Origin of the sequence: Pseudonocardia terrae, from assembly GCF_021343995.1 — a bacterium.
GTDB lineage: Bacteria > Actinomycetota > Actinomycetes > Mycobacteriales > Pseudonocardiaceae > Pseudonocardia > Pseudonocardia terrae.
In genome coordinates this window covers 59,372-76,198 of the sequence record NZ_JAJTTE010000012.1, presented here as the reverse complement: position 1 = coordinate 76,198, position 16,827 = coordinate 59,372, and the positions used below count along the sequence as shown (strand labels likewise).

General features: G+C 75.6%; 13 protein-coding genes. 6 read left to right on the top strand and 7 right to left on the bottom strand.

Going from position 1 to position 16,827, the window contains the following annotated elements; genetic code table 11:
- Positions 1 to 123: 123 nt before the first annotated feature.
- Positions 124 to 1,086 carry a UDP-glucose 4-epimerase GalE gene (galE, locus tag LWC33_RS10490; protein ID WP_233304090.1) on the top strand — a complete coding sequence of 321 codons (963 nt, stop codon included), beginning with the start codon at positions 124 to 126 and terminating at the stop codon, positions 1,084 to 1,086.
- Between the two features lie 20 nt (positions 1,087 to 1,106).
- Here galE and LWC33_RS10485 read toward each other — a convergent pair whose 3' ends face one another.
- Positions 1,107 to 2,231: a DUF4192 domain-containing protein gene (locus tag LWC33_RS10485; RefSeq protein ID WP_233304089.1), complete on the bottom strand. Its 1,125-nt coding sequence runs from the start codon at positions 2,229 to 2,231 to the stop codon at positions 1,107 to 1,109.
- A 247-nt stretch (positions 2,232 to 2,478) separates the two neighbouring features.
- On the opposite strand from LWC33_RS10485, the gene sthA reads away from it, so the two are divergent.
- Positions 2,479 to 3,888 (top strand): Si-specific NAD(P)(+) transhydrogenase, encoded by a 1,410-nt coding sequence (gene sthA, locus LWC33_RS10480; protein ID WP_233304088.1) that lies wholly within the window; start codon positions 2,479 to 2,481, stop codon positions 3,886 to 3,888.
- 31 nt (positions 3,889 to 3,919) lie between these two features.
- On the opposite strand, the gene LWC33_RS10475 is transcribed toward sthA, so the two are convergent.
- Both LWC33_RS10475 and LWC33_RS10470 read right to left on the bottom strand, forming a co-directional pair.
- On the bottom strand, positions 3,920 to 4,960 hold the full coding sequence (locus LWC33_RS10475) for a M23 family metallopeptidase (RefSeq protein WP_233304087.1): 1,041 nt from the start codon (positions 4,958 to 4,960) through the stop codon (positions 3,920 to 3,922).
- A gap of 416 nt (positions 4,961 to 5,376) precedes the next feature.
- Complete coding sequence (locus tag LWC33_RS10470; protein ID WP_308190925.1) at positions 5,377 to 8,838, bottom strand: indolepyruvate ferredoxin oxidoreductase family protein; 3,462 nt, start codon at positions 8,836 to 8,838, stop codon at positions 5,377 to 5,379.
- 198 nt (positions 8,839 to 9,036) lie between these two features.
- Here LWC33_RS10470 and LWC33_RS10465 point away from each other — a divergent pair, with 198 nt between their 5' ends.
- Positions 9,037 to 9,822 (top strand): 2-keto-4-pentenoate hydratase, encoded by a 786-nt coding sequence (locus LWC33_RS10465; RefSeq protein WP_233304086.1) that lies wholly within the window; start codon positions 9,037 to 9,039, stop codon positions 9,820 to 9,822.
- Positions 9,819 to 10,580 (top strand): 2-keto-4-pentenoate hydratase, encoded by a 762-nt coding sequence (locus LWC33_RS10460; protein ID WP_233304085.1) that lies wholly within the window; start codon positions 9,819 to 9,821, stop codon positions 10,578 to 10,580. Before LWC33_RS10465 ends, LWC33_RS10460 begins: the two co-directional genes overlap by 4 nt.
- Before the next feature lie 48 nt (positions 10,581 to 10,628).
- Here the strand turns inward: LWC33_RS10460 and LWC33_RS35600 are convergent, their stop codons facing one another.
- Together LWC33_RS35600 and LWC33_RS10445 are read right to left on the bottom strand one after the other, a co-directional pair.
- The gene (locus LWC33_RS35600) at positions 10,629 to 11,144 is read right to left on the bottom strand and encodes a UGSC family (seleno)protein (RefSeq protein WP_305080855.1); all 516 of its coding nucleotides are present in this window, start codon (positions 11,142 to 11,144) and stop codon (positions 10,629 to 10,631) included.
- Between the two features lie 23 nt (positions 11,145 to 11,167).
- Complete coding sequence (locus LWC33_RS10445; RefSeq protein WP_233304082.1) at positions 11,168 to 12,628, bottom strand: thioredoxin family protein; 1,461 nt, start codon at positions 12,626 to 12,628, stop codon at positions 11,168 to 11,170.
- A 146-nt stretch (positions 12,629 to 12,774) separates the two neighbouring features.
- Between LWC33_RS10445 and LWC33_RS10440 the strand changes: the two genes are divergently transcribed.
- Complete coding sequence (locus LWC33_RS10440; protein WP_233304081.1) at positions 12,775 to 13,569, top strand: SGNH/GDSL hydrolase family protein; 795 nt, start codon at positions 12,775 to 12,777, stop codon at positions 13,567 to 13,569.
- Positions 13,570 to 13,611: 42 nt separating this feature from the next.
- On the opposite strand, the gene LWC33_RS10435 is transcribed toward LWC33_RS10440, so the two are convergent.
- Positions 13,612 to 14,937: an MFS transporter gene (locus tag LWC33_RS10435; RefSeq protein ID WP_233304080.1), complete on the bottom strand. Its 1,326-nt coding sequence runs from the start codon at positions 14,935 to 14,937 to the stop codon at positions 13,612 to 13,614.
- 48 nt (positions 14,938 to 14,985) lie between these two features.
- On the opposite strand from LWC33_RS10435, the gene LWC33_RS10430 reads away from it, so the two are divergent.
- The gene (locus LWC33_RS10430; RefSeq protein WP_233304079.1) at positions 14,986 to 15,687 is read left to right on the top strand and encodes a FadR/GntR family transcriptional regulator; all 702 of its coding nucleotides are present in this window, start codon (positions 14,986 to 14,988) and stop codon (positions 15,685 to 15,687) included.
- A gap of 122 nt (positions 15,688 to 15,809) precedes the next feature.
- On the opposite strand, the gene LWC33_RS10425 is transcribed toward LWC33_RS10430, so the two are convergent.
- Positions 15,810 to 16,760, bottom strand: coding sequence for an NADP-dependent oxidoreductase (locus tag LWC33_RS10425; RefSeq protein ID WP_233304078.1), 951 nt, complete (start codon positions 16,758 to 16,760; stop codon positions 15,810 to 15,812).
- Positions 16,761 to 16,827 lie beyond the last annotated feature (67 nt).

The following is a 16,827-nucleotide window of genomic DNA, read 5'->3' as shown; positions in this document are numbered from 1 at the left end:
CCCGTCCCACCACGAGCCCCGGTCCGGCCGCCGGGGCTCGCGGCGTGTCCGGGGGCGGGCGCGGGGAACCGGGCCGGGCGTGAGACCGTTCCGCGCAGAACAGCCGGATCCAGGGAGGACCTCGTGAAGCTGCTCGTCTCCGGAGGCGCGGGCTACGTCGGCAGCGTCAACGCGGCCCACCTGGTGGAGGCCGGGCACGAGGTCGTGGTGCTCGACGACCTGTCCACGGGGCACGCGGACGCGGTGCCGGAGGGCGCGCGCTTCGTCGAGGGCGAACTGTCCGAGGCCGCGGGGCCGCTGCTGGCCGAGGGCTTCGACGGGGTGCTGCACTTCGCCGCCCGTTCGCTGGTCGGCGAGTCGGTGGAGAAGCCGGAGCTGTACTGGGACAACAACGTGGTCCGCACCTTCCGGCTGCTCGAGGCGATGCGCGAGCACGGCACCCCGCGGCTGGTCTTCTCCTCCACCGCCGCGGTGTACGGCGAGCCGGAGCAGGTGCCGATCCGCGAGGACGCGCCGACCCGGCCGACCAACCCGTACGGCGCCAGCAAACTCGCCATCGACACCATGATCACCTCCTACGCGGCGGCCCACGGGCTGGCGGCGGTCAGCCTGCGCTACTTCAACGTCGCCGGCGCCCACGGCCGCTTCGGCGAGCGCCACGCGGTGGAGACGCACCTGATCCCGATCGTGCTGCAGGTGGCCGCGGGCACCCGGGAGGCCGTCGCCGTCTTCGGCGACGACTGGGACACCCCGGACGGCACCTGCCTGCGGGACTACATCCACGTCGACGACCTCGCCGACGCCCACCTGCTCGCCCTGCAGAAGGCGGAGCCGGGCCGGCACGGGATCTACAACCTCGGCAGCGGCCGCGGCTTCTCGGTGCTCGAGGTGGTGGAGGCCTGCCGCACGGTGACCGGGCACCCGATCCCCGCCCGCGTGGCGCCGCGCCGGGCCGGCGACCCCGCGGTCCTCATCGCCTCCAGCGAGCGCGCGACGAGCGAGCTGGGCTGGAACCCGACCCGCACCGCCCTGGAGACCATGGTCGGCGACGCCTGGCGCTTCGCCCAGGGCCGCCTCCCGGTCTGAGCCACGCGAAAGGAGGGAGCTCACTGCTCCCCCTCCAGCCACGCCCGGATCTCTCGCGGGCCCCAGCCGCCGTCGAGCCCGGCCCGGAGGGAGTGGGCCAGGCGGTGGCCCGGATCGGCGCCGAACGCCCGGTCGAGGGCCACGTTGGCCAGCGCCCCGTCGCCCCGCAGCAGCGCCGAGACGGCGAGCAGGGCGGCCGGGGTCGCGGCGTCCGCGCCGGGGCTGGTCCGGGCCAGGGCCGCCCAGAGCTGCTCGGCCTCCGCTGCCCACGGCCCGGCACAGGCCGCGAGGGCCTCGTCCCGGAACCACGGCCGGCGCAGCGCCGACGCCATCGCCCCGGCGAACCGCCGCCCGACGACCAGGCGGCCAGCGGCGGCGTCGGCCAGCGCGTCGCGCAGCAGGCGGCGCGGGTCGGCAGCCCGTCGCCCCTCCGGTGACCCGGCGGACTCCGCCTCGCCCTGGTCGGCAGCGCACCCGGGAGCGGTCCCGCCGGCGTCGGCGTCCGGCGACGCGCCGGCCGGTCCGTCCTCGGGTCCGCCGGGCTGCACCACGCGCTGCAGATCCTCGCGGGAGTCGCGCAGCACGGCGCCCCGGGCCACCGCGGTGGCGGCGAGGACGGAGGCCGCCGGGTCCGGCAGGGTGCCCTCGCAGCGGCAGTCGTGCAGCGGGTAGCACCGCCACGGCGCGCCCGCGGCGATCTCGGCCGCCCACGCCACCGTGTGCACCCCGATCTCGCGCTCGAGCAGGGCGAGCGTGGCGGCGCCCGCGACGTCGGCCCGCGGCGGCCACCCCGGCTCCGCCGTTCCCGGCGGCGACGGTTCTCCCCCGCCCACGACCAGCACGGCCGCGCCCTCCGGGTCGTCCCGGCACAGCGCCGCGGCCGCGGACTCGCAGAGCGCCGCGACCAGCTCCGGGTCGTCCGGCGGCGGCAGGTCCACCCGCAACGTCAGGCCCACCCGGCGGCCGTGCGGGCCACCCGTCGCGACCAGGACCAGCGAGTCCCGCGGGCGGAACCCGATCAGAACCGGCACCGCGGCCAGCAGCCCCTCGGTACCGACGCGCACCGGGGAGTCGGGGTCACCGGGCAGCGCGGACGCGGGAGACGAAGGGCCGGACGGCGGGACGGGGGACGGCACGGGACTCATGCCCGACAGCCTCACCCCCGCCCCCGACGGCCGGCGGACTTCCGGCGTGGACTGTGGATGACCGCCACGCCGGGCACCGGGAACCGCGGCCCCGACCGGGTCCTGTGGACGGACGGGCGGGACGGGCACCGGAACGGTTCGCCACGTCGTCGCGCGGATGTAACGTCGAACGGTTGCTCCCGAGGGCCGACCCGGGAACCCTGATCGAGCGCAGACGGCGCACGAGCGCGCACGGGAGGGACGGTCGGTGTACGACTACGACCTGCTGGTGATCGGTTCGGGCCCGGGCGGGCAGAAGGCGGCGATCGCCGCGGCCAAGCTCGGCAAGCGGGTGGCGATCGCGGAGCGCCGCGACATGATGGGCGGTGTCTGCGTCAACACGGGTACGATCCCGTCGAAGACGCTGCGCGAGGCGGTCCTCTACCTCACCGGCTTCGCCCAGCGCGAGATGTACGGCGCGAGCTACCGCGTCAAGTCCGAGATCACCATCGCGGACCTGCTCGCGCGCACGCAGCACGTCGTGGGCCGCGAGGTGGAGATCATCCGCAGCCAGCTGCTGCGCAACCGCGTGGACATCCTCGGCGGCACCGCGCACTTCGAGGACCCGCACACCGTCACCGTGACCGGGACGGAGCGCGGCGACCACACCACCGTCACGGCCGGGCACATCGTGATCGCGACCGGCACGAGGCCCGCCCGGCCGCCGGAGGTCGAGTTCGACGACGAGGGATACCACGTCGTGGACTCCGACGCCGTCCTGCACCTGAGCCGGGTGCCCACCTCGATGGTCGTGGTCGGCGCCGGCGTCATCGGCATCGAGTACGCGTCGATGTTCGCCGCGCTGGGCACCAAGGTCACGGTCGTCGAGAAGCGACCGGCCATGTTGGACTTCTGCGACCCCGAGGTCGTCGAGTCGCTGAAGTTCCACCTCCGCGACCAGGGCGTCTCGTTCCGCTTCGGCGAGGAGGTCGCCCGCGTGGAGAACACCGCGAAGGGCACGATCACCTCGCTGGCCAGCGGGAAGAAGATCCCCGCCGACATGGTGATGTACTCCGCGGGCCGGCAGGGCGTGACCGACGAGCTGGCGCTGGACAAGGCGAACCTCACCGCCGACGGGCGCGGCCGGATCGCCGTGGACCAGCACTTCCGGACCGAGGTCGAGCACATCTACGCCGTCGGCGACGTGATCGGCTTCCCCGCCCTGGCCGCGACGAGCATGGACCAGGGCCGGCTGGCCGCGTACCACGCGTTCGGCGAGCCCGCCCGCGAGCTGCACGGCCTGCAGCCCATCGGCATCTACACCGTCCCGGAGATCTCGTACTGCGGGAGGACCGAGGCCGAGCTGACCGAGTCCGCCACGCCCTACGAGGTCGGGATCTCGCGGTACCGCGAGCTGGCCCGCGGCGCGATCGTCGGCGACTCCTACGGCATGCTCAAGCTGCTGGTGTCCACGGAGGACCGCACGCTGCTGGGCGTGCACGTGTTCGGCACCAACGCCACCGACCTCGTCCACATCGGACAGGCGATCATGGGCTGCGGCGGCACGGTCGACTACCTGGTGGACACGGTGCTGAACTACCCGACCCTGTCCGAGGCCTACAAGGTCGCCGCGCTCGACGTGACGAACAAGATCCGCGCGCTGGAGGCGTACCGGTAGATCGACCGGTCGTCCCGATGGTCGAGGCCGGTCAGGTGTAGCCGATGCCCTGCTCGTCGAGCCACGGCTTCGGGTTGATCTTCGTTCCGGCCGGGGTGGTGACCTCGATGTGCAGGTGCGGGCCGGTGGACTCGCCGCGGTTGCCGACCTCGGCGATCTCCTGCCCGGCGTCCACCTGCTGGCCGACCCCGACCAGCGACCGGTTGATGTGCCCGTAGGTGGTGATCGTGCCGTCGGCGTGCTGCACCCGCACCCACAGCCCGAAGCCGCTCGCGGGCCCCGAGCTGATCACGATGCCCGCCAGCGGGACATGGATCGGCGTGCCGATCGGCGCGGCGATGTCCAGGCCCTGGTGCGGGACGCCGCCGCGGATGCCGAAGCCGGACGACACCCGCCCGACCACCATCTGGATCCCGCCGCCGGCGGCGCGGGAAGCGCCCAGCTTCGCCAGCTCGTCGGCCTGGCGCGCGGCTTCGGCCTCGGCGGCCTGCCGGGCGACCTCCGCCTCTTCCGCGGCCTTGCGGGCGGCGTCGGCGGCGGCCTGGTGCAGGCCGGCGGCCTTGACCACGTCGGCCACGACGTCCGCGCCGGTCACCGGGCCGGCGACCGTTCCGGGGGTGGCCACCGCCGGCGGCACCGCCACGGGCGCGAGCGGCACGCGGACCTGCCGGCCTCCGAGGTCGGCGATGGCGTCGGCCGTGCCGGTGGCGGTGTCGGCGGAGGTGTCGGCGGAGGTGTCACGGAGGTCGCCCGTGAGGGCGGACGCCCGGGTGGTCAGCTCGACGAGACCGGCACGCAGCGCGTTGGCCCCGGAGTCCAGGTCCGGGAGCGCGCCCGAGTAGGCGGCCTGCCCGGCCGCGGCCACGACGCCGCCGACGGCGACGACCGCGGCCATGCGGGCCTGCAGGGAGGTGACGCCGGAGGGCGGGGACGACAGGGAGAGCGACGGGGAGCCGCCGGGGAGCGGGATGCTCGTTCGCAGGCCGCCGGGCCCCGCTGTCGCCCGGGGGACGGCGAGCAGCGGAGGCCCGGCGATCGCGCGACGGCCCTGGGGGGAGCGATGCCGTGCCACGATCTTCCTTCCGAACCGTGACGGGGCCCGGACGTCCGGTGGGGGGCCGGGACGGGACGGCTCGGGGATGCCGGCCCGGTGTCCTCTTCGTGACCTCGTCGTGATCCGCGGACGACGCTAGCGGGGCCGGAGCCGCCCTGTCGCGGTCCGGTTGCGTCCGGCGAGACCACCGGATCGGGTGGCGCGCCGAGCGGCCGACGTCCGGGAGGACCGGCGTGTCGCCGCGACACGCGGGTCGTTCGCCGCCGTTCACCGCACGGACAGGCCCGCGCCCCGGTCGTCGTCGCCGACAGCACCCGCCCGACCACGGAGAGCGACCAGCGCGTGCCCGTGGTCACGCCGATTCCCGTCAGGCCCGCGCCGAACGGCGTTACGGGAGCCACGTCACCTGATCGAGAACGCCGCGGCCGCCGACGTCAAGAGGCCGGACCCGCGGGCTCGGGCACCCCGGGTCCGGCCGGACCGCGCTCGACGAGACCGAGCTCACCGAGACCGAGCTCGGCGAGCCGGGCCCGGTACCGCGCCACCCCGGCCAGCTTGACGTCCTCGTAGCCGCGGACCAGCTCCGCCGCCTCGGCCGCCGCCACCGCGGTGTCGTAGGTCTGCGAGGTGAGCGAGCGCGCCAGCCGGAGCACCATCGCGCGGTACTCGTCCCGCAGCGCCCGCTCCAGCCTCCGGACCTCGGTGCGGCCGAACGGGTCGAGCGGCGTGCCGCGCACCACCTTCCCCCTCGCCAGGGTGCGCAGCACCGGCCGCATCCACGGCCCGAGCGCGATCTTCCGCCGCCGCCCGAGCGCCTTGAGCACCGGCGGGTGCAGCCGGTACCGCATCCGTGTGCCGCCCGGCACCTCGGCCGCGAGCCGGGCCTCGAACGCCGGGTCGGTGAGCAGCCGCGCGACCTCGTACTCGTCCTTGTAGGCGGTGAGCCGGTGCAACCCACGGGCCACGGCCTCGGAGAACCGCGTGTCCTCGCCCACCGCCCGCTCGGCCCGCCACACGGTCCGCACGTCGGCGACGTACGCGCGCGCCGTCCGCGCCGACTGGTAGGCGACCAGCCCGGCGGCCCGGACGTCGACCAGCCGCCGGGTCTCCCCCGCCAGCTCCCCCAGGTCGAGGCCGGAGGGCTCGGGGTCCCGCACGGCCGCCGACGGGACCGCCGCCGCGAAGGCCACCGGGTCGGCGACCGCCACCCGGCCCCAGCGGAACGCCGCGGTGTTGGCCGCGACCGCCACGCCGTTGAGCTCGATCGCCCACTCGATCGCCGCGGCCGGGACCGGCAGCACCCCGGCCTGGTACGCCGCGCCGACCAGCAGCAGGTTGGCCGGCATCGCGTCGCCGAACAGGGCCTCGGCCGCGGCCTGCGCGTCGAGCGTGACGACGGCGCGGGACCGCCCGGCGATCCGGGCGACCAGCTCGTCGGCGGCCTGCGGGGTCACGCCCGCGTCGCGGACCTGTGCCCCCGTGGGGACCGGGCTGGTCGAGACGACGGCGGTGGTCCGGTCCTCCGCGGCGTGGGCGAGGAAGCGGGAGTCCGCCCCCACCAGCACGTCGAAGGCGAGGTAGCAGTCCGCGGTCCCGACCCGGTTCGCCGGACCGAGGACGGCGGGGTCCCCGACCCGCAGGTGCGAGACGACCGGGCCGGCCTTCTGCGAGAGCCCCGTCTGGTCGACGCCGTGGACCGCCCGCCCGTCGCGCACCGCGGCGGAGCCGAGTACCTGGTTGACCGTGACGATGCCCGTGCCGCCGATCCCGGCCAGGAAGACGTCGCCGGCCTCCGGCACCGCGACGTCGGGCACCGGCGGCGGTTCCGGCCGTTCGCGGCGCGCCGCCCGGCCGCCGGGCGCCTCGACCGTGACGAACGACGGGCAGTCCCCGTCGAGGCACGAGTAGTCGGTGTTGCACGAGGTCTGGTCGATGCGGGTCTTGCGCCCGAACTCGGTGTCGACCGGCTGCACCGACAGGCAGTTCGACTTCGCGCCGCAGTCGCCGCAGCCCTCGCAGACCGCCTCGTTGATCACGACGCGGGTGGGCCGAACCGGGATCGCGCCGCGCTTGCGCAGCCGCCGGGACTCCGCGGCGCACCGCTGGTCGTAGATCAGCACCGTGACGCCCGGGGTCTCCCCCAGCACCCGCTGCGCCTCGTCGAACCGGTCCCGGTGCCAGAGGTCCACGCCCTTCGGCAACGGCGGCAGGTCCCGGAAGCGGTGCGGCTCGTCGGCGCACACGATGATCCTCGCGACGCCCTCGGCCAGCAGCTTCGCGGCCAGCGCGGGCACCTCGAGCCCGCCCTCGGCGTCCTGGCCGCCGGTCATGGCGACGGCCCGGTTGTAGAGCAGCTTGTACGTGATCGTGACGCCCGCGGCCACGCACGCCTGCACCGCGAGCTGCCCGGAGTGCGCGAACGTGCCGTCGCCCATGTTCTGGAACATGTGGCCGGCCGTGGTGAACGGCGCCTGGCCGATCCACTGCGCGCCCTCGCCGCCCATCTGCGTGAGCGAGCCGACCTCGCTGGCCTCGCGGTGGGTCAGCGCCACCATCGCGTGGCAGCCGATGCCGCCGCCGGCGACCGCGCCCTCGGGGACCACGGTCGAGCGGTTGTGCGGGCAGCCCGAGCAGAAGTACGGGGTGCGCGCGACCGGCAGCAGCTCCAGCGGCGGCGCGGACCTCGGCGCGGCGAGCGGGAGGCGGTCGCGGAGCACCCGGCGCAGCGGTCCGGTCAGCACCGCCGCGGTGAGCTCGCCGGCCTGCGGCACCAGCGGGGCGCCGGCCGCGTCGGCCGCGCCCAGCACCGCGGGCGCGGCGGGCATGCCGTACAGCGCGTCGCGCACCGCCGTCTCCACGAACGGCGCCTTCTCCTCCACCACCAGCACGGTGTCGAGCCCGGCGGCGAAGTCCCGCAGACGCTCCCGCTCCAGCGGGTGGATCGCACCGAGCTTGAGCAGCCGCACGCCGGAGTCGACGCCGAGGTCCCGCAGCGCCTGCCGGACGTCGCCGAACGCCTTCCCGCCGGCCACGATCCCGATCGTCGCGCCCGGCGCGGGGTCCACCAGGACGTCGACCGGGTTGGCGGCCAGGAACGCCCGGACCATCGCCCAGCGCGGCCCGTACAGCTGGGCCTCCGCCTCCAGTGACGCCGGCGGGATGAGCATCGGGTACTGCCGGTACCGCCAGGGTCGGCCCTCCCACTCGAGCTCCGGCACCGTGATCCCGAGGTCGGAGACCTCGGCCGGGTCGAGCGCGTACACGCCGTCGGCCACGTCGGCGGTGATCTTCAGCCCCACCCACATGCCCGACGCCCGGCTCAGCGCGATGCCGTACCGGCCCAGCCGCACGACGTCCGCCGCGTCGGCCGGGTACAGCACGGGCAGCCCGTAGCCGGCGAGCGTCCGCTCCGAGACGCACGGGATCGTCGAGGACTTGCAGCCCGGATCGTCGCCGGCGAGCACCAGCACGCCGCCGTGCGGGTGGGCGCCGCAGATGTTGCCGTGCCGGAACGGGTCGCCGGCCCGGTCCACGCCGGGGGCCTTGCCGTACCAGACCCCCACGGCGCCGTCGACGGTCCGCTCGTGGCCCGGCACCTCGACCTGGCTGCCCCACACCGCCGTCGCGGCCAGTTCCTCGTTGACCCCGGGGACGAACCGCAGGCCCGCACCCTCGGCGAGCGCGGGCAGCCCGGCGAGGGTCTTGTCCAGTCCGCCGAGGGGACTGCCCTGATAGCCCGAGACGAACGACGCGGTGCGCAGGCCCGCGGCCGCGTCGGCCGCGTGCTGCTCCACGAGTAGCCGCGCGACGGCCTGCACCCCGGTGACGGGGGCCGGCCCGCCGTCCGTCCGGTACCGGGTCCCCAGATCGAACTCGACGGCCACGATGCCCCCCACGAACGCGCCACCGGCGCCGACACCGTCGCCGCCGCCCTCCGGACACTCTGCACCACCGCGACCGCGCGGGCGCCGAGGACCCGCGAGGGCGTCCCGACGACCGTGGCCGGCAGGGCGTTCCGAGGGGAGGACCGGCGGTCGTGACCGCGACGGCCGGGCCGGGGGAGGATGGACAGGATCACCGAACGAGGAGGTGCCATGCCCGTGACGGACGCGGCGGCGAGGGCCCGGGCGCTCTACGACGCCCGGCGCACCCGCACACCGATCCCGCCCTTCACCGACGACGACCCGACGCTCGGGATGGCCGACGGGTACGCGGTGCAGCGCGAGCTGGTCGACCTCCTGCTCGCCGACGGCGACCGGATCGTCGGGTACAAGGTCGGTCTGACCTCCGAGCCCATGCAGAAGATGATCGGCGTCGACTCCCCCGACCACGGGCCCGTCCTCGCCTCGACCGTCTACCGCGACGGCGACGAGATCCCGCTGAGCCGGTTCATCGCGCCCAAGGTCGAGGCCGAGATCGTGTTCGTGCTGGGCGAGCGGCTGGCCGGCCCGGGCGTCACTGTCACGCAGGCGCGCGCCGCGCTCGCCGGGGCCGTCGCCGGGATGGAGATCGTCGACTCCCGCATCGCCGACTGGCGGATCAAGCTGGCCGACACCGTCGCCGACCTGGCGTCCAACGGCGCCGTCGCGACGTCGAGCCGGATCGTGCCGGTCGCGGACCTGGACACCCGGCTCGTCGGCATGACCCTCACGCGCAACGGCGAGCTGGTCGACACCGGGGCCGGCGCGGCGGCGCTCGGCGACCCGGTCGCCGTCGTCGCGTGGCTGGCGAACGTCCTGGGCGAGAACGGGGTCGCCCTCGAACCCGGCCACCTGATCATGACGGGCGCGCTGCACGCGGCCGTCCCGATGACCCCGGGCGACGTGTTCCGGGCCGAGTTCGACCGCCTCGGCGCGGTCACCGTGAGGGTGGGCGCATGATCACCATCAGCGAGCTGGCCGCCCGGCTCAGCAAGGCGGTCGCCGACCGCACTGCGATCGGCACGCTGTCCGACGAGTTCCCCGAGCTGGACATCCCCACCGCCTACCAGGTGCAACGCGCGCTGCGCGGCGCCGCCGGCCCGTTGGCCGGCTGGAAGCTGGGGGTGACCTCGCGGGCCAAGCAGAAGCAGGTGAACATCTCCGAGCCGATCTACGGGTTCCTCCCGGCCGCCGGGGCGCTCGACCTCGGCGAGCCACTGGACACCGGCGCGCAGATCCAGCCGCGCTGCGAGCCCGAGATCGTGTTCACCCTCGGCCGCGACCTGGCCGGCCCGCACGTCACCGCGGCCGACGTGGTGGCCGCGTCGTCGGGCGTCACCGTGGGGATCGAGGTCCTCGACTCCCGCTACGCCGACTACCGCTTCACGATGGCCGACGTCGTCGCGGACAACACCTCGGCCGCCCGGTACGTCGTCGGGGCCCCGGTGTCGCCCGAGGGGATCGACCTGCGGCTCGTCGGCGTGGTGCTGGAGAGGAACGGCAAGGTCGTCGCCACCGCGTCGGGTGCGGCCTCGCTCGGGCACCCGGCCGCCGCGGTCGCCTGGCTGGTCCGTGCACTCGCCGCCGAGGGCGAGGGCCTGCGGGCGGGCGAGATCGTCCTGTCCGGTGGCCTGACGGCGGCGGTGCCGGTCGGGCCGGGCGACGTCGTCGTCGCGTCGATCGACCGGCTCGGCAGCCTGGAGCTGGCCTGCCGCTGATCCCGGCCACCCTGGCGAAGGGCTGCACGCCGGAGCAGCGGCAGGCGCTCACCGCCGGGTGACGGCCGCCAGCACCTCCTCCAGCGCGGCGTCGGCGAGCGCGCGCAGCTCGTCGTCCGTGCGGTCCTGGATCGGGTGCGGCACGAACACCGACGGCACCTCGCGGTACCCGAGCGCCTTCGCCTGGGCCTCGGCGGCCACCACGAACTGCGTCGACGCGAGGAAGGCCGCGATCACGCCCCGGCCCTCGAGGGCGACGAAGTCGTGCACACTGCACGACGTGCACGAGCCTCAATCGGCGAGGGCCTCGATCACCACGTCGCACTCGGTGGTGATCTCGCGCCGCAGGTCCGGCGGCATCGGCTTGGTGAACGTCGGCTTGGCGTAGCGGCGCACCGTGATCCCGCGCTCGGCGAGCAGCTCGGCGAGCCGGTCGAGGAACACGTCGCCGCGGGCCTTGGAGATGTCGAGCAGGCCGACGCGCAGCCCGTCGAGCGAGGCCGGGCGCTCGAGCGCGGTGCGCGCGTCGGGCGCGGACTCGTCCGTCGGGTCCAGGATCACCAGCGACCCCGTCGCTCCGGCAGGGCTCACCGCCACGGGTCGACCTCCCTCGTCACGGGCGCGCTCCCGCCCGGTCCACCGGCCCAGCCGCCGATCACGGCCGAGAACATCCCGGCGCCACCGCCGGCGTACATGATCATGTAACCGCCCGGCCGGAACTTCGGCACGGGACGGTCCGACGCGCGCGCGGGCACGCCCTCGTCGATGCCGCCCGCCCCGCGGGTGATCTCGGCACGGTCCAGCAGCAACAGCTCGTCCAGCTCCCGGTGCAGCCGGGCGCGGTCCCAGCCCGCCTCCCGGAAGGTCCGGCCGTGCTCCGGGCTCAGGACCAGGGACGCGTCGAACCCGCCGGGCAGCTTCCAGTGGCAGACCGACCGCAGGCCCTGCGCGAGCGACCGGGCCAACGACTCGGGGGCGCGGGAGATCTGGTCGGCGAGCCCGCGCGGCCCCTCCGCCGCGAAGACCGTGACGGCCGAGCGCCCGGCAGGCACCCCGCGGCTCTGCGCGAGCGGCTCGAACGGCGAGCCCTCCTCGTCCTCGGCGAAGCAGAACCCGACCTTGCCGGGGTGACCCAGCGCGGCCCGGTCGACCTCCTGCGGGCGCCCGCCGCCGACGTTGCGGATCACCAGCTGCAGCGCCCGGCCGATCGTCGAGTTGGCGCGGTTGCCCTGGCCGAGCGCATTGCCGGCCCAGTTCATCCCGATCTCGCCGCGGATCGGACCGTTGACGACGATCGCCGGACCGGCGCCCCAGGTGGTGGCGAGCAGGCCGTGGGCGTTGAACTCGTCCGTGCACGCCGCCTCGACCGCGGCGAGCACGACGGGCAGGTACTCCGGCCGGCACCCGGCGAGGACGGCGTTGATCGCCACCTTCTCCACGGTCGCCTCGGCCAGGTTCGGCGGGACCACGGCCACCACCTCGTCCGGCTTGCGCGAGGTGCCCTCCAGCATGCGCAGCACCCGCGCCGGGGTCGGGGCGACGACCGGTAGCCCGTCGGTGAACCCGCGGTCGAAGAGCGCCTCCGCCTCGTCCTCGAGCGCCGCGATCTCCAGCCGGCGCGCCCGCAGCGACCCGCCGCGGGTGCGGACCAGGATCTCCTCGGCCACGTCCGGGTCCTGGGTGCGGGAGCCGCAGCCCGGCCGGTACTCCGGCAGGCCCTCGCCCAGGTCGGCGACGCCCGTGAACTCCGCCCACTGCGCGCGGCTCCACCCGACGATCCGGCCCTGTTCGACGCCGCCGGCGAACCGGACGAGCGTGGGCACGGTCTCGATGTCGAGGGCGAGGCTGGCGTCCAGGTCCGTGTCGTCGCGCCGGTCGGCGACGCCCGCGGGGAACGCGGGATCGTCCTGGGTGAAGACGGTCAGCCCCGGCAGGCCGGCGAGCACGGGCTCGACCAGCCGGCAGGTCGGACAGTCCTGCTTGACGACGGCGACCAACCCGTCCGCGGGCCATGTCACCGTCTCCCGCTCCTCCGTCGGCACCGACACGCTCCGCACGCTAGCCGGTTGAACGGTCGTCCGGTAGGTCAGACGGTTCGGTCGGCGCGGCCGAGGTCGATCGACGGCGGGCGCTCCTCCCCGCGATCACCGGACGGCGGTTGTGCCGGGCGGCGGCCGGCTGGCTGGATGGGATCGTGCGCCGCTTCCGCCCCGGGCTCCGCCGAACGGTCGTCCCGCTCGTCCTGGCCCTGGCCGCGACGCTCGCGGGCGTGCAGACCGCCTCCGCCGCCCCACCCGTCGACTACGTCGCGCTCGGCGACTCCTACGCCGCGGGCGTCGGCGGCACCCCGGACGGCACGAGCGGCGCGTGCGCCCGCAGCGCCGCCTCCTACCCGGCCCGCTACGCCGCCGCGACCCACCCGGCGTCGTTCACCTCGGTCGCGTGCAGCGGCGCGACCACCGTGGGCGTGCTGCGCGACCAGGTCTCCGCGGTCACGAAGGACACCGACCTCGTCACGCTCACCGTGGGCGGCAACGACACCGGGTTCGCCCCGGTCCTCGCCCGCTGCGCCACGGCGCCCGACGACGCCGCCTGCGACCAGGCCGTCCAGGCGGGCGAGCGGGTGGCCCGGTACGTCCTGCCCTCCGCCCTGGCGGTCGTCCTCGGCACGGTGCACGTGCGCGCCCCGGGCGCGAAGGTCGTGGTCCTCGGGTACCCGCGCCTCTTCGGCAGGGGGCCGGGCTGCCCGCTCAACACGGTCCGCAGCGCGCGCATCGACGCCGGGGCGGACGTGCTGAACGACCGGATCGCCGAGACCGCGCGGCGGTTCGGGGCGACGTTCGTCGACGTCCGGCCCGCCTTCGCCGGACACGGGCTGTGCAGCGCCGCCCCGTGGATCGTGGCGCCCGGCGGCCCGGGCGCCTACCACCCCACGGCCACCGGGTACGTCCGCGGCTACGTGCCGGCCCTGCGCACCGCCGTCGCCTGACACCGCCGTCACCTGAACACGCCCCCCTCGGGGCCCAGCCGGTCAGACGGTGCGGGGCCGCCCGGCCAGCACGCCCGCGACCAGCTGCGCGACCAGGGCGACGAGCAGCACGGCGAGCGAGACGGTCCAGCCGCCGGTCGCCTCGTGCAGCAGCCCGACGAGCATCGGGCCCGTCGAGGCGATGAGGTAGCCGAAGCCCTGCGCCATCGCGGACAGCCCGGCCGCCGTCTCGGCGTCGCCCGCGCGCAGCGTGATCACGGTCATCGCCATGGCGAACACGGTCATCCCGGTGCCGAGCAGCACCGCCCACAGCCACGGCACCTGGGCGGGCGCGAGCATCAGCCCGAGCGCGCCGGCGATCGCGAGCAGGGTGATCCCGGCGTTCCAGCCCGACTGGCTCCGCCGCCGCGCGGCGATCGCGGGCACCATCAGGCTGAACGGCACGGCGACGAGCGTCGCGATGCTGAGCATCACCCCCGCGGTCCCCTTGGACAGGCCCGCGCCCAGGTAGATCTGCGGCAGCCAGCCCATCACGACGTAGGCCATGAAGGACTGCAGCCCCATGAACGCGGTGACCGACCAGGCGACCGGGCTGCGCAGCAGCCGGCCCCACGAGGCGTGCCGGGCCGTGCGGCGCACCTGCGGCGCCGGCCGGTGCCGTGCGCCCACGATCCACACGACCAGCGCCACCAGGGCGAGCGCCGCCCAGAGGACGAGCGCCCCGCGCCACCCGCCCGCAGGTCCCTCCAACGGCGGGGTCAGTGCCGAGCCCAGCGCGCCGCTGCCCTGCAGCGCCGCGGTGTAGAGGCCGGTCATCAGCCCGACCCGGTGGGCGAACGACTCCTTGACGACCACCGGGACCAGCACGTTGGCCACCGCGATGCCGGCACAGGCCACGAACGTGCCGCCCAGCATCACGCCCGCGCCGCCCAGGACCCGCACGACGAGACCGACGCCGAGCACGGCCAGCGCCACGCCGATCGCGCGGGCCAGGCCGACCCGCCGGGCCAGCACCGGGGCGGCCAGGCCCGCGAGGGCGAAGCACAGCGTGGGCGCGGTGGTGAGCAGGCTCGTCCAGGCCGCCGAGGCCCCGAGCCCGGTCCGGACGTCGCCGAGCAGCGACGACGCGCTGGTCACCGCCGCCCGCAGGTTCACCGCGGCGAGCACGACGCCCACGGCGAGCAGCAGGCTCCCGCGCAGCGGGCCGAACCGGGCGGGCGCGAGCCGCTCCTCGGCGGCGGCCTCCCCCGCGATCTCGAGCGCCTGCCCGTCGGCGATCAGGTGGTGCTCACCGCGCGCGGGCGCGATCGGCCCGGCGGACGCCCCGTCCGGAGTGTGCGCGGCGCCTCTCGGATCCCCGACTGCCATGGCGACTACTCTGACAGACGTCCCATGTTCGGATGAAAGGATGCGCCTGTGCCCTTGGCCACCACCCGTCGTACCGGGCTCGTCGACCAGGTCATCGAGCAGATCCGCGCGACCGTGGCCGCGGGCGAGTGGCCGGTCGGCACCCGGCTCCCGCCCGAGCCCGAGCTCGCCGGGACGCTGGGGGTCGGGCGCAACACGGTGCGCGAGGCGGTGCGTGCGCTCGCCCACGCCGGGCTGCTGGAGGTCCGCCAGGGCGACGGCACGTACGTCCGGGCCACGAGCGAGATCTCGGGGGCGATCGGCCGGCTCGCCGGGACGGAGCTGCGCGAGGTGCTCCAGGTGCGCCGGCTGCTCGAGACCGAGGGCGCCCGGCTCGCCGCGGGGCACCGCACACCGGAGGAGCTGGCCGAGCTGGAACGGGCCATGGCGGCCTGCACGGAGGCCGAGGGGGCCGCGGACCTCGCGGCCTTCATCCGGGCCGACCTGACCTTCCACCAGCTGGTCCTGCGCTGCGCCCACAACGCGGTGCTGGCCGAGCTCTACCGGGGGCTCACGGAGGTGGTGCACGCCAGCGTCGCGACGACGGTCGCGGGCGGCCGGTGCGAGAGCCACACCGGCCTGCTGGCCGCGATCCGGTCCGGCGACGCCGCCGCGGCCGCCGCGGAGGCGGAGGACTTCCTCGACTCCCTCCTCCGCGAGCACGGCGACCCCAGTGCGGTGACCACGAACGTTCGCCGGGTGATCGCGTGATCCGGGGGGTTCCTCGCAAGGCGCCCCCGCACCGCCTGTACCGGGCGTACCGGGGTGCGGGGGCAACGCCGCGAGGGGCCGCCCGGGCGCGCGAGGACCGGTGAACGTTCGTGGTCACCGCACTAGATCGTGAGGACGATCTTCCCCGTCGTGCGGCCCTGCTCGCCCAGCCGGTGGGCGTCGGCGGCCCGCTCCAGCGGGAAGGTCTCGGCCACGCGCACACGGAGCTTCCCGTCGGCGTGCAGCCGGAGCAGCTCGGAGAGCCCCGGCCCACCCGCGCGCACGTAGGCGCCGGAGGCCTTGACCCCGCGCTCCTCGGCCGCCTTCACCGCGGCCTCGACCGCGATCGTCGGGAGGCAGATGAGCATTCCGGAGGGCTTCACCAGATCGAACGAGCGCACGGCCGTCTCGCCGCCGATGAGGTCGTAGACCAGGTCGACGGGCTCGACGACCTGCTCGAACCGCTCCGTCCGGTAGTCGACGACCTGGTCGCAGCCCAGCTCGCGCAGCAGGTCGTGCTTCGCCGCCGACGCCGTGCCGATCACGTGCGCCCCGCGCGCCTTCGCGATCTGCACCGCGAGGTGCCCGACGCCGCCGGCCGCGGCGTGGATCAGCACTCGCTGCCCCGCCTCCAGGTGCCCGACGTCGACGAGGCTCTGCCACGCCGTCATCCCGGCGAGGGGCAACGCGGCCGCCTCCACCACCGACAGGTCCGCGGGGCGCGCCCGGAAGTGCCCGGCAGGCGCGGTGACGTACTCGGCGTAGGCGCCGTCCGGGCTGGGGAACCGGGCCATGCCGAGGACGGAGTCGCCGACCGCGTACCCGCGCTCGTCGAGGTCGGTGTCCGGCCCCAGCGCGTCGACCACCCCGGCCACGTCCCAGCCGACGACGAACGGCTTCCCGCCGAACGACTTCGCCGGACCGAGCCCCGACCGTGTCTTCCAGTCGATCGGGTTGACCCCCGCGGCCTCCACCCGCACCCGGACCTCGCCGGGACCGGGCTCGGGCGTGGGGATGTCCTGCAGGCTCAGGGCCTCGGGCCCACCGGGGGTCTCGCAGACGATCGCGCGCACGGCTTCGCAGCCTACGGCCGCCCGTCTCCCGGGGATCGGCTCGTCGCCGAACGCGAACCCCCGGGCC

Bases quoted from the DNA above. Each gene is read 5' to 3' on its own strand.
- LWC33_RS10465 (WP_233304086.1), top strand. From the start codon at position 9,037: ATGCCCGTGACGGACGCGGCGGCGAGGGCCCGGGCGCTCTACGACGCC.
- LWC33_RS10460 (WP_233304085.1), top strand. From the start codon at position 9,819: ATGATCACCATCAGCGAGCTGGCCGCCCGGCTCAGCAAGGCGGTCGCC.
- LWC33_RS10435 (WP_233304080.1), bottom strand. From the start codon at position 14,937: ATGGCAGTCGGGGATCCGAGAGGCGCCGCGCACACTCCGGACGGGGCG.
- LWC33_RS10485 (WP_233304089.1), bottom strand. From the start codon at position 2,231: ATGAGTCCCGTGCCGTCCCCCGTCCCGCCGTCCGGCCCTTCGTCTCCC.